General features: G+C 48.4%; 18 protein-coding genes and 18 other annotated features. Of the genes, 11 read left to right on the top strand and 7 right to left on the bottom strand.

What is annotated here, in order from left to right; genetic code table 11:
• Positions 1–53 precede the first annotated feature (53 nt).
• Positions 54–59, top strand: a ribosome-binding site (putative RBS for STM1266; RegulonDB:STMS1H001518).
• Positions 54–907 (top strand): putative transcriptional regulator gene (locus STM1266; protein ID NP_460232.1). Within the gene, positions 59–907 belong to an annotated coding region; the region does not span the whole gene. It overlaps the preceding feature by 6 nt.
• A 254-nt stretch (positions 908–1,161) precedes the next feature.
• Here STM1266 and STM1267 read toward each other — a convergent pair.
• Together STM1267 and STM1268 are read right to left on the bottom strand one after the other, a co-directional pair.
• Positions 1,162–1,420 (bottom strand): putative cytoplasmic protein gene (locus STM1267; protein NP_460233.1). Within the gene, positions 1,162–1,410 belong to an annotated coding region; the region does not span the whole gene.
• Positions 1,415–1,420, bottom strand: a ribosome-binding site (putative RBS for STM1267; RegulonDB:STMS1H001519). Its footprint overlaps the gene before it by 6 nt.
• 68 nt (positions 1,421–1,488) lie before the next feature.
• Positions 1,489–1,642 (bottom strand): putative cytoplasmic protein gene (locus tag STM1268; protein ID NP_460234.1). Within the gene, positions 1,489–1,638 belong to an annotated coding region; the region does not span the whole gene.
• Positions 1,637–1,642, bottom strand: a ribosome-binding site (putative RBS for STM1268; RegulonDB:STMS1H001520). Its footprint overlaps the gene before it by 6 nt.
• A gap of 71 nt (positions 1,643–1,713) precedes the next feature.
• Positions 1,714–1,719 (top strand) — a ribosome-binding site (putative RBS for STM1269; RegulonDB:STMS1H001521).
• Between STM1268 and STM1269 the strand changes: the two genes are divergently transcribed.
• The 8 genes from STM1269 to STM1276 all read left to right on the top strand — a co-directional run bounded on the left by STM1269 (position 1,714) and on the right by STM1276 (position 6,319).
• Positions 1,714–2,266, top strand: a protein-coding gene (locus tag STM1269; protein NP_460235.1) for a putative chorismate mutase. Within the gene, positions 1,721–2,266 belong to an annotated coding region; the region does not span the whole gene. (Overlaps the previous feature by 6 nt.)
• A gap of 181 nt (positions 2,267–2,447) precedes the next feature.
• Positions 2,448–2,453 (top strand) — a ribosome-binding site (putative RBS for yeaS; RegulonDB:STMS1H001522).
• Positions 2,448–3,101 (top strand): putative transport protein gene (gene yeaS, locus STM1270; protein NP_460236.1). Within the gene, positions 2,463–3,101 belong to an annotated coding region; the region does not span the whole gene. (Overlaps the previous feature by 6 nt.)
• A 161-nt stretch (positions 3,102–3,262) precedes the next feature.
• Positions 3,263–3,268: a ribosome-binding site (putative RBS for yeaR; RegulonDB:STMS1H001523), on the top strand.
• Positions 3,263–3,636 (top strand): putative cytoplasmic protein gene (gene yeaR / locus STM1271; protein NP_460237.1). Within the gene, positions 3,274–3,636 belong to an annotated coding region; the region does not span the whole gene. (Overlaps the previous feature by 6 nt.)
• Positions 3,623–3,628, top strand: a ribosome-binding site (putative RBS for yoaG; RegulonDB:STMS1H001524). Its footprint overlaps the gene before it by 6 nt.
• Positions 3,623–3,821 (top strand): putative cytoplasmic protein gene (yoaG, locus tag STM1272; protein ID NP_460238.1). Within the gene, positions 3,639–3,821 belong to an annotated coding region; the region does not span the whole gene. The genes yeaR and yoaG overlap by 14 nt, the downstream gene beginning before the upstream one ends.
• Before the next feature lie 224 nt (positions 3,822–4,045).
• Positions 4,046–4,051, top strand: a ribosome-binding site (putative RBS for STM1273; RegulonDB:STMS1H001525).
• Positions 4,046–4,692, top strand: a protein-coding gene (locus tag STM1273) for a putative nitric oxide reductase (RefSeq protein NP_460239.1). Within the gene, positions 4,051–4,692 belong to an annotated coding region; the region does not span the whole gene. It overlaps the preceding feature by 6 nt.
• 305 nt (positions 4,693–4,997) lie before the next feature.
• Positions 4,998–5,003 (top strand) — a ribosome-binding site (putative RBS for yeaQ; RegulonDB:STMS1H001526).
• Positions 4,998–5,255, top strand: a protein-coding gene (yeaQ, locus tag STM1274) for a putative inner membrane protein (protein NP_460240.1). Within the gene, positions 5,007–5,255 belong to an annotated coding region; the region does not span the whole gene. Its footprint overlaps the feature before it by 6 nt.
• 421 nt (positions 5,256–5,676) lie before the next feature.
• Positions 5,677–5,682: a ribosome-binding site (putative RBS for yaoF; RegulonDB:STMS1H001527), on the top strand.
• Positions 5,677–5,939 (top strand): putative hemolysin gene (gene yaoF / locus STM1275; RefSeq protein NP_460241.1). Within the gene, positions 5,688–5,939 belong to an annotated coding region; the region does not span the whole gene. (Overlaps the previous feature by 6 nt.)
• A 63-nt stretch (positions 5,940–6,002) precedes the next feature.
• Positions 6,003–6,008: a ribosome-binding site (putative RBS for STM1276; RegulonDB:STMS1H001528), on the top strand.
• Positions 6,003–6,319 (top strand): putative periplasmic protein gene (locus tag STM1276; RefSeq protein NP_460242.1). Within the gene, positions 6,008–6,319 belong to an annotated coding region; the region does not span the whole gene. Its footprint overlaps the feature before it by 6 nt.
• On the opposite strand, the gene yeaO is transcribed toward STM1276, so the two are convergent.
• Together yeaO and yeaN are read right to left on the bottom strand one after the other, a co-directional pair.
• Positions 6,305–6,664 (bottom strand): putative cytoplasmic protein gene (gene yeaO / locus STM1277; protein ID NP_460243.1). Within the gene, positions 6,305–6,652 belong to an annotated coding region; the region does not span the whole gene. The genes STM1276 and yeaO overlap by 15 nt on opposite strands.
• Positions 6,659–6,664, bottom strand: a ribosome-binding site (putative RBS for yeaO; RegulonDB:STMS1H001529). (Overlaps the previous gene by 6 nt.)
• A 106-nt stretch (positions 6,665–6,770) precedes the next feature.
• Positions 6,771–7,972 (bottom strand): putative MFS family transport protein (amino acid/amine transport) gene (yeaN, locus tag STM1278; protein ID NP_460244.1). Within the gene, positions 6,771–7,955 belong to an annotated coding region; the region does not span the whole gene.
• Positions 7,967–7,972, bottom strand: a ribosome-binding site (putative RBS for yeaN; RegulonDB:STMS1H001530). Its footprint overlaps the gene before it by 6 nt.
• Positions 7,973–8,043: 71 nt before the next feature.
• Positions 8,044–8,049 (top strand) — a ribosome-binding site (putative RBS for yeaM; RegulonDB:STMS1H001531).
• Between yeaN and yeaM the strand changes: the two genes are divergently transcribed.
• The gene (yeaM, locus tag STM1279) for a putative regulator (AraC/XylS family) (protein NP_460245.1) occupies positions 8,044–8,850 on the top strand. Within the gene, positions 8,056–8,850 belong to an annotated coding region; the region does not span the whole gene. (Overlaps the previous feature by 6 nt.)
• On the opposite strand, the gene yeaL is transcribed toward yeaM, so the two are convergent.
• Entirely contained in the window at positions 8,830–9,276 is a 447-nt protein-coding gene (yeaL, locus tag STM1280) for a putative inner membrane protein (protein NP_460246.2), read from the bottom strand. The genes yeaM and yeaL overlap by 21 nt on opposite strands.
• Positions 9,277–9,282: 6 nt before the next feature.
• Positions 9,283–9,288, bottom strand: a ribosome-binding site (putative RBS for yeaL; RegulonDB:STMS1H001532).
• A 181-nt stretch (positions 9,289–9,469) separates the two neighbouring features.
• Positions 9,470–9,475, top strand: a ribosome-binding site (putative RBS for STM1281; RegulonDB:STMS1H001533).
• Here yeaL and STM1281 point away from each other — a divergent pair.
• Positions 9,470–9,589, top strand: a protein-coding gene (locus STM1281; protein NP_460247.1) for a putative inner membrane protein. Within the gene, positions 9,482–9,589 belong to an annotated coding region; the region does not span the whole gene. Its footprint overlaps the feature before it by 6 nt.
• On the opposite strand, the gene yeaK is transcribed toward STM1281, so the two are convergent.
• Positions 9,586–10,118, bottom strand: a protein-coding gene (yeaK, locus tag STM1282; RefSeq protein ID NP_460248.1) for a putative cytoplasmic protein. Within the gene, positions 9,586–10,104 belong to an annotated coding region; the region does not span the whole gene. The two genes, STM1281 and yeaK, sit on opposite strands and share 4 nt — an antisense overlap.
• Positions 10,113–10,118: a ribosome-binding site (putative RBS for yeaK; RegulonDB:STMS1H001534), on the bottom strand. It overlaps the preceding gene by 6 nt.
• 35 nt (positions 10,119–10,153) lie before the next feature.
• Positions 10,154–11,664 (bottom strand): putative methyl-accepting chemotaxis protein gene (yeaJ, locus tag STM1283; RefSeq protein ID NP_460249.1). Within the gene, positions 10,154–11,647 belong to an annotated coding region; the region does not span the whole gene.
• Positions 11,659–11,664, bottom strand: a ribosome-binding site (putative RBS for yeaJ; RegulonDB:STMS1H001535). Its footprint overlaps the gene before it by 6 nt.
• Positions 11,665–12,208 lie beyond the last annotated feature (544 nt).

The raw sequence follows: 12,208 nt of genomic DNA on the forward strand, positions 1-12,208 counted from the left end.
CTTCTGATGGCGTTTAGGTTCACTATGCTTTCTTACATCATCATGAGGCCAGACAGGCATGGCTACTTTTAGTATTAGCGCAATGGCGGCGCAGTGTGGTGTCACAACAGCAAATATCAGGTCCTGGGAACGCTATGGCCTGCTTCAACCTACCAAAGATGAAGCTGGCAATCGTTTTTATTGCATAGAAGATGCTATCAGAATACAGCATATTATCGACGCGTTAAGCAAAGGCTTTTCATTAAAAGAGATTAAACCTGCCCTCTATGGTGAAGAAACGCATTGCCGCTCGGGATGGTTATTCTACCAGGAAGAGATTTTAGCGCAGTGTAGAAAATTCGAACCCGCCAAATTGCGAAAATTACTCTGGCGTTATGGTCGGGAAATTCCGCCGTGTATCGTCATTGAGTCAATACTGCGTCCTTTACGGCTGTGGTTGTCCGCAGGCGATGATGATGCACGCCGATTTGAAAAGGCATTACTGGATACTGCGATTATTGAATACGCCACGTTCCAGCTAAGTAGCGTACGAAAGGCGCCAGCAGGCACAATGCTTATTGCTGCGTTTTCGCTGAACGACCCCATTGAGCTATGGCTGGAAACGATTAAATATTGTAGTGAAGGTATGCGAGTTGAAGTCATCCCCTGGCAGGCGCCGATGCCCGATCTTTTATCAACGTCTTTCGAGCATATTGTTCTGTGGCATGATGAGACATTAACTCCCGCGCAGGAAAATCTTATTCAGGCTTTAAAAGAATCGGGTAAATTTAGTCTTCATGTGAAAAATGGCTCAGGCTTAACATTACTGCCAGCCGTATATCGGCAGCATGAGATGCCAGAAAGCATGCAGCATGTTGCACCGCAAATCCATGCAAACGGCTACGAAAAATCAGGCACCGCACGTTGAGGCATCTGCATTATTAACGAACAGGGGAGGAGTAAACCCCTCCCTTGTTTATACTCTTCATACTTCAAGTTGCTTATGTGTTGGCTACGGATTACTCGGCCCATCCATGGGCCTCGCCCTGACGGGCCGTCGCACGCGACGTTCAAATCTGCTCCCGGCAGATTTGTCGTTCACCCCAGTCATATAGTTATCTATGCTTCTGGGGACTCACTCCCTTGCCGCCTTTAAGCAACTCGAATTATTTTGGGTATATATTAGATGTCGTCAGGTGTCTGAAACAAAACGGCTTCTAAGGCATTACGGTAAATATCAAGCTGCACTACGTCTTTTTCTGTTTCCAGTTTTTCAATAAGTTTGGCGATGATATCCTTATTTGAGACATGCTGCTGCGATTGCAATAGTTCGTAAGTAATTTCCTGAATAGCTCGCTGTTCACATAACATATGTGCAGAAAAAGGATTGCCAGTACTATTTTGTTCGTTGACTAGTGTAATGGTAGTCATATTTCACCATATTCGATGTAAATTGAAGCCGATCTCCCTGAGCGGGGGAGAGAAATTAGTGACCTATTAAAGTTAGACCTATATCATAAAACTGTAATAAAAAATCATAAAAACGTGATGCGCATCACATTTGTGTGATTTGTTGTATATTTTATACACTTTAAATGAAGATTCCGCAGAATCAACGGCCTGTTCTTTTTTCTCACTCCAGTTTAAACGAATAAGCATTAATACCCATCTGTAATAATTACTTAATGTTATCTTAATAAAGGTAAATTACTGTCAGGCCTCCGTAAAAGGAGGTTGATTAATGATTCGTCATATCGCCATTTTTCTTTGTTCTTTATTGATGTGCAGCACCACTTTTGCCGATTCGGTAACGTCGGTATCGCTTGGCGCGCTCTTAACCGCGCTCAATGAACGCATGTTATTAATGAAAGATGTGGCTGCTTATAAAATGAAGCACCATCTGCCGATAGAGGATTTCACACGTGAACAAAATGTTTTTGCCGAGGCTGAAGAAGAAGCGAAAAATAACGGTCTGGACCCGCATTCGATAACCCCTTTTATTCGTTCGCTAATGGATGCCAGTAAAGCGATACAGTACCGCTATTTAGCGCAGTGGCGAACCGGCTCAGAACCCTCCTTTCCGATACAAACCTTGTCGGTCACCCGGCAACGTATTCGACAACTTGATAATCAAATGTTGATCATTATCAGCCAGCGCTTGATGGTCGGCGCTTTCAGCCACGACGATATGGTGTGGCTGAGAGCGCAGTTTAATGCGCCGAATCTGAATGAGAGCGATATCAGTAATGTGTTGGCAGCCTTATCTTTGGTGCGACGCGCGCGTTAACTCCACATGAGGAGAGGTGGGCCAATACCTGGTGATTGCCTGCGGAGGTAGCGATAAAAGAACGCTTTTAGGTGATTTGGATATAAGCGTGGCGGAATAGCGGCTGGAGAGACGTGGTTTCGCTTCCCATCTTCCGGTGCATTCGTTAGCATACTGTTTCGCAGCTAAGCGTAAATGTTTTCAGGAAGAGGTTAATGTGTTCGCGGAGTATGGTGTTCTGAATTATTGGACGTACCTGGTTGGGGCGATTTTTATCGTTCTGGTACCGGGGCCGAATACGCTTTTTGTGCTTAAAAACAGCGTGGGACGCGGGGTTAAAGGAGGATATCTTGCCGCATGCGGCGTGTTTATCGGCGATGCGATATTAATGTTTCTGGCGTATGCGGGCGTGGCGACGCTGATCAAAACAACGCCGGTTCTGTTTAACATTGTTCGCTATCTCGGCGCGTTTTATCTGCTCTACCTTGGCGCAAAAATCCTTTACGCCACGCTGACCTCAAAAGGGCGTGCGGCGACGGAAACGGTAGTTCCTTTTGGCGCTATTTTTAAGCGTGCTTTAATTCTTAGCCTGACGAATCCTAAAGCCATACTTTTTTATGTTTCCTTTTTTGTGCAATTTATTGACGTTACTGCGCCGCATACTGGGGTGTCATTTTTTATTTTGGCCACCACCCTTGAAATCGTCAGTTTTTGCTATCTGAGCTTTTTAATTCTTTCTGGCGCTTTTGTAACCCACTATATTGGTACCAAAAAGAAACTGGCAAAAGTGGGCAATTCTTTGATTGGCCTTCTTTTCGTCGGATTTGCCGCCCGGCTGGCAACGCTCCAGTCTTAACCACCTGGACCCGTCGTCAACGGCGGGTCATTGCTCTCCTTTCGGTTTTATTGCGTGGAAAACAGCAAAATAGTAACCAATAAATGGTATTTAAAATACTGTTTTTGGAGCGTAACCTTTTTACGACAGCGATGAGATTATCGCTGAGTAACCTGCGTGAAGAGGGAAGCAAATGCGGCAAATTCCACAAAATCATATTCATACACGTTCCACGCCATTCTGGAACAAAGAGACGGCGCCTGCCGGAATTTTCGAACGCCACCTTGATAAGGGAACGCGACCCGACGTTTATCCTCGTCTCTCGGTGATGCAGGGGGCGGTCAAATATCTCGGATACGCTGATGAACATTGCTCTGAGCCGGAAGAGATCATGGTGATCAATGCCGGCGAGTTTGGCGTGTTTCCTCCGGAAAAGTGGCACAATATTGAGGTCATGACGGATGATACCTATTTTAACATCGACTTTTTTGTCGCGCCGGAAGTACTGATGGAAGGGGCGACCTCACGAAAAGTCATTCATGCCGGGAGAGAATAATAATGGGAAAAGCTACTTATACCGTCACGGTCACGAATAATAGCAACGGCGTCTCTGTGGACTATGAAACGGAAGCACCGATGACGTTGCTGGTACCTGAAGTTGCAGCAGAAGTTGTGAAGGATTTGGTCAATACCGTGCGTTCCTACGATACCGAAAACGAACACGACGTTTGCGGTTGGTAAGGATCTTGTAGTATCTATTTGATATAAAGTGATTTTTTAAATCAGAAGCCGCATCGCGCGTCGCCAGCGTGATGCGGTTTTTGCGTATTGAAAAGCGCTGTTTATTTACATCAGACATGGGTTGAAAAGAAACATTAAGAAAACATTAAGAATATCGCATTGTTTGCTAATGAGAGCGTATTCATAAAACTTATGATTGGGTATTAAAAACCAGAAGAGTCTTATAATCATGAAACTCGATACCCGATTAACTTCGTCAGCACTTACTCTTGCGCTTGCCGCTGTGGTCATCCCGTTTACGGCGGACTGGCAATTGCCTTTGCTTAACGGCGTGGTGGTCCGATGGATTGAAAACGGACAAGCGTTATGGTTACTGTTTGGGGCGCTATTTACCGCCTGGTATATACGGCCACTTTCCCGTCCCGAAGGGGCAAAGCAGTTTTGGCTATGGGCTGTTGTCTGGTGGGTGGTGCTATTGGGTAGAAGCACCAGTTGGGGGCGTGACTATTTCCCTGACGAGCCGCGTATGCTGTTCAGAACGATTTCAGTGATATTAATTGCTGCGTTAGTCTTGCCAGTCCTGTTTTCTGCCGGGCTACGTAAGGAGATTGTTCGTCGCCTACGGGACGTTCCTCTGCCATTGTGGCTGTTTGCCGTGACGACATGTTCATATCTGATTTCCGACACTGTCGAGCATCATCGGTGGTTGTCGCCGATATTCCTGCATAACGCTCGTTACACGGATTTGATTGAAGAGCTTTATGAAGTGCCATTTATGATCGGTTTGTTTATGGTGACCGTGGGGTTTATGCAGCAGGACAAGCAGGATGAATGTACGGCGCTGGAGATGACCCCGTATCACGCAAAATAGCGCGGCTGAAAAAAGACCATGAATTCGACATGGGATAGATAGCGGTTAGCAAAAAAAGCCCGCACTCGGTGAGGCGGGCAAATAATACTGGAAGCAATGTGAGCAATGTCGTACCGAACAGGTGGGTTATAAACTCAACCACTCGGTATTGATAAAGATAATCGTTATCATTAATGATTGCAACCCTGATATTTATGCGCTTTTATCCACGACGCTAAAAGGTGATGGACATCACAAACTTCACTTTCCTGACGATGTGCTATTCTTTTTAACGGCAAATAAACCGCTAACGTTAAGACATAAGTGAGGAAAAAATGGGCATTCTTTCATGGATTATTTTTGGACTTATTGCGGGTATTTTGGCTAAGTGGATCATGCCAGGTAAAGATGGCGGCGGATTCTTTATGACGATCATTCTGGGGATCGTTGGTGCGGTAGTCGGAGGATGGATCAGTACGTTCTTTGGCTTTGGCAAAGTGGATGGTTTCAACTTCGGCAGCTTTGCAGTCGCGGTGATCGGCGCGATTGTCGTGCTGTTAATCTACAGAAAAATCAAAAGCTAAACGCAGAACTTTCAGAGATAATAAAGGCTACGACAGGTAGCCTTTATTATTCAAAATGAATTTACCACCAGCCCAGTTCGGTACCCGCCACCGCAATTAGCGCGATGCCCATCAACACCATCGTTGTTTTCCTCATGGTTATGCTCCCGGCGCGGCGTAACCGCCAATAAAAAACCATGCCAAAAATAATATTGCCGTAATGAAAATGACGACAGGGAAGAGGATACCCACTCTCATGCTATTACCTTCACTGTTCAGGGGGCGCCAGAATAGCAGGGTTTTCTCAGCGACAAAAGGTTGGTTGCTTTGTGACAGGGCGTGGCTATTGCTGACTTAACCCGGGATAAACACCCACTAAAGCGCTGACAGAAAGTATGGAAATAGCGTACCCGCCAGGTTATCCTGGACAAAATATCGCTTTAAGGAGTCGTTATGAAATTTACGTGGATTGCGTTGCCAGGCGTATTGCTGCTGAGCGCTTGTTCATCGTCGCAACCCAACGCCCCCAGGCCGCCGCGTATTGGGATGCCTAATCCGGCAGCCGTCTACTGTGAGCAACAGGGCGGTACGCTGATGCCGGTGCAGACCCCACAAGGCGTGCGTTCCGATTGCAAATTGCCCAATGGCGAAATCATTGATGAGTGGACATTATGGCGCAGAGAGCACCCTGATACGAAAAAGTGACAACCTGCGGTCCGACGGGATATGATTAAGAACAATCTGATAATGAGTTTCATGCGGCGCAAGAAAATATGTTTCAGTTAAAGCCGGGCGCGTTGGCAATAGTTATTGGCGCTAAAACACCCGCCGGACGGCAGAATATTGGTAAATCGGTTGAGCTATTTTGCCTGTGCCAACCCGGAGATGAATTCATTAATCCAGTAAATGGACACGTCACCTTACTGCCGAAAGAAGCGCCTCGGGCGCTGTGGCTGGTTACGGGCGACGTAGCCTCCGCCGATGGCCAGCACGGTTTTGCCTGGGTGCGGGCAGAACATTTGATGCCGTTGTCCCCGGACAGACAACCAGGCCAGGCGGCGGCACGACAATCACAGCTCTCGTAGCCACTCTGCCAGCACAATGGCATGGTTCTGGCGAGTATCTTTAGCGGCGTATAGCAACGTTAGCGGCTGGTGTCGGGCAATATCCGCCAGACGTTTGCCTTCTTGATGCTGTTGCGCAAGTTCTGCCCGGTATTGCTGCGCGAAGTGGTTAAAATCAATCAGTTCGCTATGAAAGGCTTTGCGCAATTCGGTGGAGGGCGTAATGGCCTTATTCCATTCATCATAGACCAGCGCTGCTTTTTTAATGCCTCGCGGCCATAGCCTGTCAACCAATACCCGATAACCATCGTCTTTTTCCGCCGGGAAATAGACGCGCTTACACTGGATTCGCATTTTTCCCTCCTGTGATGGTGTCGCTTACGGTACTTTTGTCGGATAGCGGTAATGATTTTAATGGATCAGGCCTGATAAACGAAGCGTCATCAGGCATTCAAGTGGGTATCAGGTTTATTTATGACGCTATCTCTCGATCGCGTCCGGCGTAGAGGCCGAAAATCGCCATGATGATAGCCAGAACCGTCACGCCTGACAGCGGTAGATACCAGCTACCGCTGGCATCATGAAGTTTTCCCATGACGGGCGGCCCACATGCCGCCAGTAAATACCCGACCGACTGCGCCATGCCGGAAAGCGCCGCCGCCTGATGCGCCGAACTGGCGCGCAGGCCGATAAACGTCAGGCCGAGGATCATCGTCGCGCCTGAACCGAAGCCGAACAGTAGCGTCCAGATGATCGCCTGGCCCGGCACAAACCAAAGCCCCGCCGCGCCCACTGCGCACAATAGTGAGACCAGCGCGGCAATCCAGCGTTGATCGTTAAAGCGATGCAAAATAAGCGGAATAGCTAACCCAGGCGCCGCGGTCGCCAGTTGCAGCAGGCCATGTAGCGATCCTGCCTGTGCTTCGCTGTAACCGTGGCTGATGAGTATTGTTGGTAACCAGCCGATAATCACATAATAAATCAGTGAGTTAAGTCCCAGAAACAACGTAACTTGCCAGGCTAAAGGCGAACGCCAGATACCGCGTTCATGTAATGCCCGGGAGCTACTCAGGTTAGCTGAGCGGGTAGTGCGCCACTGCGGCAACCAGATAAGAAACGCCAACAGCGGAAACAGCATCAGCATTAACAGCGCGCCGCGCCAGCCAAAACCGTGCAACGCCAGCGGAACCACCAGCGCGGACCCCAACGCGGCGGCGGCGCCCATCGTCAATGAATACGCGCCCGTCAGCCTGGCGACATGTTGTGAAAAATCGCGCTTAATCAATCCTGGTAGCAGCACATTACCCAGCGCTATCCCGCACCCAATAATGGCAGTTCCGGCAAACAACAATGCAGCGGAGGGCAGGGAGCGGAGAGCAATACCCGCGCAAATCAGCAGCATTGCGGCAAACAGACTGCGTTCCATCCCAAACCGGCGGGCAATACCGGCCGCCAGCGGCGAAACCAGTGCAAACGCCAGAAGCGGCAAGGTTGTTAGCAGGCCCGTCTGGGCGGTGGAAAGACCGTAATCCGAACGGATTGTCTCCAGCAACGGCGCAGCGCCGGTAAATGTTACGCGCAGCGTAGTGGCTATCATCAAAATACCGGCAATCAGTAAAGCGCCCTGTTTGCCGCGTGGTGAAAGGGCTGTCGTCATCGTTTTCTCATCTCGTCAGGCGAGGCGATACCTTAACAGTTTTTACTGTTTGGATGAATCAAGCTAAAATGACAATTTATCGCTAAAATCGGACAATATAATGATTGGTCTGAGACTGGACGGTTACGATCCCGACCTTCACCACGATGCCGCTGTGGCCTTTTGTATTCGCGCCAGGGATGATGAACTGTTTAGCCCTCGCCATCAGCATCGCAAGGGACAGTTGATTCTCGCTCTGCACGGCGCGATTACCTGCGAGGTGGAAAATGCGATGTGGATGGTTCCGCCCCAGTATGCCGTCTGGCTCCCCGGCTCGCTGCCGCACAGTAATCATGTGACCGCAGGGGCGGAGCTGTGCTTTTTATTTATTGAACCTGCGGCGGTCGTCATGCCGGAGCGTTGCTGCACGCTGAAAATTTCGCCGTTATGCCGGGAGTTGATTTTGTCGCTGGCGCGCAGAACCGATCCCGAAAGAGCGCAAATGCCAACGCAGCGCCTTATTCAGGTGTTGTTTGATGAACTGCCGCAGCAGCCGCAGGAACAATTGCAATTACCGGTATCGGGGCATCCGAAAATCCGCCAAATGGTTGAGACAATGGCGCAGGAGCCCGCGCGATGGAATACATTAGGGCAGTGGGCCAGCGTATTCGCGATGAGCGAGCGTAACCTTGCCCGGCTGGTCGTCAAAGAGACGGGACTAAGCTTTCGTCGCTGGCGTCATCAGTTGCAATTAATCCTGGCGCTACAAGCGCTGATCGCGGGACGTAATGTACAGCAGACGGCGCAAATGCTGGGTTATGATTCCACCACGGCATTCATTACCATGTTTAAAAAAGGCCTGGGGCAGACGCCAGGCCAGTATCTGACGGGCGAGTTACTGCTTCCCCACAATTAAAGAGACCAGCCCCGCCGCAATCAGTGGGCCGACCGGCACGCCGCGAAACAGCGCGACGCCAAGTACCGTACCGACCAGCAGCCCGGCGACGAGCTGCGGTTGGTTTCCCATCAGCGTAATGCCGCGACCGCCCAGCCAGGAGACGAAAACGCCGACGGCAATCGCGACCAGCGATTTCCAGTTCACAAAAGAGTGGATCAATGTGGAGGGCGGTAGGGTTCCGCTGGCGATGGGAGCCATTACGCCGATGGTCAGAATGATAATCCCGACGGTGAGTCCCTGTTTTTCAATCCAGGGAAAAAAGGTATTCAACGGGGTTACGCGGACAATAATCAGCACCAGAATTGAGACGGCGACAGTGGTGTTGTGGCTGATAAATCCCAGAGCTGCCAGTCCGAGCAGGATCAGCAGAGTGACATCAAACATTATGGTTTCCTTGCCAAAAAGTAAGCCTGACTACTTTACGCCCAAACGGCAAAGCGCACAGGCCTTTTTAACGATTGATGCGGATTTCAGGCAACTGCCTGAAAGACAATCTCTACGTGAAAAACGGCGTTGTCATTAAATTGCCATCAACGCCGCGTATTGCTAACAGGTGAACCGTCATTGTTGTCTTCCTGAGGATACAATTATGTACGATCCACCGTTTCTTGAAGCGCTGATGATTACGGCGTCGTTTTTCGCCATTTTTATCATTATCGTTGTGTCGGTATTGCTCCTTGAAGGGGGAGGGGACTAAGCCGTTGGCGATGACTGAAAGCGGCGGAAGACTGCCAGTTCTGGTCGGGCGATGCGCAGATAGTCCTGTGTATTCATAATGACTGATTTTTCCAGCAGGCCGGCATTAAAGGCAATTTCATCGAAACGCTCAAACAGGAGCGGATCGGCGACCAGTTTCAGATTGGGGTGAAAACTGAAAGGCGGGATCGCGCCAAAAACGCAGCCGGTCAGCATATCGACTTCCGCCGGGCTGGCAAGGGAAGCGCGTAAGCCGCCCAGATGTGAAGCAAGCTGAGAGAGGTCGGCTTGCTGATCGGCCGCCAGAATAGCAAGAACGTGCTGGTTGACGCCGTTGCCTTTGACTTTACAGACCAGCGCTTTTGCGCCCTGGCCCAGCGCAGTACCACGTATTTCAGATACCGCTTCGCATTTCCCTACCGCTTCATGGTTCACCACACGATAGCGCGCGTTCTCCTGGGTTAATAAAGCCACTAAACGTTGGTGTGTAGCGACACCCTTCGCGACTTCAGTCATTTCGGCCATTTCTCACTCCTGGTGCAATATGAACATTTACTGCGAAGCACTATGATGAACGATGTTGTTTTTGTTGTTTGTTCAGATAGAGCTGCGCATCGGAAGCCTGGTAGGCATCATTAATCGTATCATTGGGCTGCATATTATAAATCCCGGCAGAAAAATGGACTGTCTTATCCGGTGCGATAATTTGCAGGTTACGAATAATACGCTCCGGCAGATGGATAGCCAAATCCGCCGCGTAATCAACAAGAATAATACAGAACTCATCGCCGCCGAGGCGAATGGCGTAATCGCTTTTACGAATCGATGTTTTAATCGCTTTCGCCAACAGGGTTATAATTCGGTCGCCTTCCTGGTGCCCCTGGGTATCGTTGATCAGTTTTAACCTATCGCAATCAATAGCGACAAATGTCACCGGCGTCCCGGTATTGACCAGGCGTTGCAGTCGCTGTTCCAGCACCGGTGTTAATATTTTACGGTTGTAAAGCCCGGTCATGGCATCGCTAATATTTTCGCGTGTGACGTTGCGATAAAGCCGAAAGTGCATCCGTACCATATTAAGCAGGAGCGCCGTTGCCAGTAAGTAAAAGGCCAGCGCTTTCCAGGACGAGACAAGGAAATAGGTTAAATCAAGGGACAACGAAACGCGCAGCCCACCAGGGATATCATGGCTATAATTCACATATTGAAACAGATTATTTTTGCTTTGATTAATAATAATTTCTTTTCCGGAGTCCATATCCTTTAGTGTTACGTTAAGATAACGCCAAACCAGCGGACGGTCCTGGGTATAAAAAATATTTTTTAAATTATCCTGGTTAACATCCACCATCACGATGCCTTTTAACGATCCCGCCAGATAGACTGGCGTTAAAAAACTCATGACGTTTTCCTGAGTAATATCATCCATGTAGATACTTGAAATAACCGTACGGCCGGTAAAAAGTTTATCTATATCTTTTCTGTTAATACCCATTGTGCCTTTTTGTAAAAAAGTCCAACGATGCATGGCGAAGCGCCGTGAGTTGATTAAATCATAGAAATAGACATAATGTTTATTTAAATCAACGTAATAACGGAATTTAAGCTCCAGTGTGCCCAGCCCGTGACTATGGTCGTCCTGCGAACGGTTGATGCTTACCGCCTGATCAAATGCAGGCAGTAAAAGGGCGTCATCAAGATTATCGGTACACTGTGTAGCGGCGGTTTGCAGAGTACCATGTAGCGCCGGATAATTATGCCGGGTCAGGTTGACACCGTGCGTACCGTTAATAGCTTCAAAGGCGTCGCAAAACGCGCGGTGTTTTTCTGCGGTGACGGGGTCTCCCGGCGCTTCAAAAGTTCGCATCAAATGTGCGGCGATGCTCTGATTCTGGTACTTATCGTACAAAAACGACGAATCGGCTCTCTCCATGATATAACGCATATAGGCATTCATTGCCCTGTCGCTGGCAATAAGTTCGTAAATCAGGAAGGACGATGTCAAAACGATGACGCTTGCCGAGATAAAGTGCCTGAGCGCTTTATGATGCAAATTCATGATGAACTACAGCCCTGAAAGTCGGATGCGTTAGTTTACCATAGCGATGAGAATTCCTCTAATAGACTGTTTAAAAATAAAACGTGTTGATGTTATGGAATAAAAATCATTCTCGATTTAATAAATTCAATAATATATGGTGTTGATATTTTCAGTCGTGACTATTGTCGCAAAAAGTAAATTGTTAATTAACGGCATCGATTTAACACTAACGAAAATAAAATAGCCTTTATTATTACGCGAAAGGAGTGTGAAGTGGTAAGGATAATAATGTACTTCCGTTCGGAGGCACTATGAAACGATTTAAAGAAATGGCAACAATTTTTCTTTTTGCATTGCTGGCTGCGGGGTTCACGTCGTCTGCTATGGCAGCGTCGGGTAGTGATAGTCCGTGGGATTTTGATTTTTCGGGTCCATGGCTTTTTTGCAAACTACAACCCCCTGATTCTCTGCAATTACCGCCACCTCCTGGTGAGTATTGCTGGCATTAATAAATCCATAGTATTTCAGTGATAAGTCGGCGCATGTAAGGTTAATCCAGTCAGGAGATATACAGGTTTA

The sequence above is a fragment of the Salmonella enterica subsp. enterica serovar Typhimurium str. LT2 genome (genome assembly GCF_000006945.2).
Taxonomy (GTDB): Bacteria; Pseudomonadota; Gammaproteobacteria; order Enterobacterales; family Enterobacteriaceae; genus Salmonella; species Salmonella enterica.

Bases quoted from the DNA above. Each gene is read 5' to 3' on its own strand.
- yeaK (NP_460248.1), bottom strand. From the start codon at position 10,104: ATGACTGAAGTCGCGAAGGGTGTCGCTACACACCAACGTTTAGTGGCT.
- STM1267 (NP_460233.1), bottom strand. From the start codon at position 1,410: ATGACTACCATTACACTAGTCAACGAACAAAATAGTACTGGCAATCCT.
- STM1268 (NP_460234.1), bottom strand. From the start codon at position 1,638: ATGCTTATTCGTTTAAACTGGAGTGAGAAAAAAGAACAGGCCGTTGAT.
- STM1266 (NP_460232.1), top strand. From the start codon at position 59: ATGGCTACTTTTAGTATTAGCGCAATGGCGGCGCAGTGTGGTGTCACA.
- yeaM (NP_460245.1), top strand. From the start codon at position 8,056: ATGATTGGTCTGAGACTGGACGGTTACGATCCCGACCTTCACCACGAT.
- STM1269 (NP_460235.1), top strand. From the start codon at position 1,721: ATGATTCGTCATATCGCCATTTTTCTTTGTTCTTTATTGATGTGCAGC.
- yeaN (NP_460244.1), bottom strand. From the start codon at position 7,955: ATGACGACAGCCCTTTCACCACGCGGCAAACAGGGCGCTTTACTGATT.
- yeaL (NP_460246.2), bottom strand. From the start codon at position 9,276: ATGTTTGATGTCACTCTGCTGATCCTGCTCGGACTGGCAGCTCTGGGA.
- STM1273 (NP_460239.1), top strand. From the start codon at position 4,051: ATGAAACTCGATACCCGATTAACTTCGTCAGCACTTACTCTTGCGCTT.
- yeaR (NP_460237.1), top strand. From the start codon at position 3,274: ATGCGGCAAATTCCACAAAATCATATTCATACACGTTCCACGCCATTC.
- yeaJ (NP_460249.1), bottom strand. From the start codon at position 11,647: ATGAATTTGCATCATAAAGCGCTCAGGCACTTTATCTCGGCAAGCGTC.
- yaoF (NP_460241.1), top strand. From the start codon at position 5,688: ATGAAATTTACGTGGATTGCGTTGCCAGGCGTATTGCTGCTGAGCGCT.
- STM1281 (NP_460247.1), top strand. From the start codon at position 9,482: ATGTACGATCCACCGTTTCTTGAAGCGCTGATGATTACGGCGTCGTTT.
- yeaO (NP_460243.1), bottom strand. From the start codon at position 6,652: ATGCGAATCCAGTGTAAGCGCGTCTATTTCCCGGCGGAAAAAGACGAT.
- STM1276 (NP_460242.1), top strand. From the start codon at position 6,008: ATGTTTCAGTTAAAGCCGGGCGCGTTGGCAATAGTTATTGGCGCTAAA.
- yoaG (NP_460238.1), top strand. From the start codon at position 3,639: ATGGGAAAAGCTACTTATACCGTCACGGTCACGAATAATAGCAACGGC.
- yeaQ (NP_460240.1), top strand. From the start codon at position 5,007: ATGGGCATTCTTTCATGGATTATTTTTGGACTTATTGCGGGTATTTTG.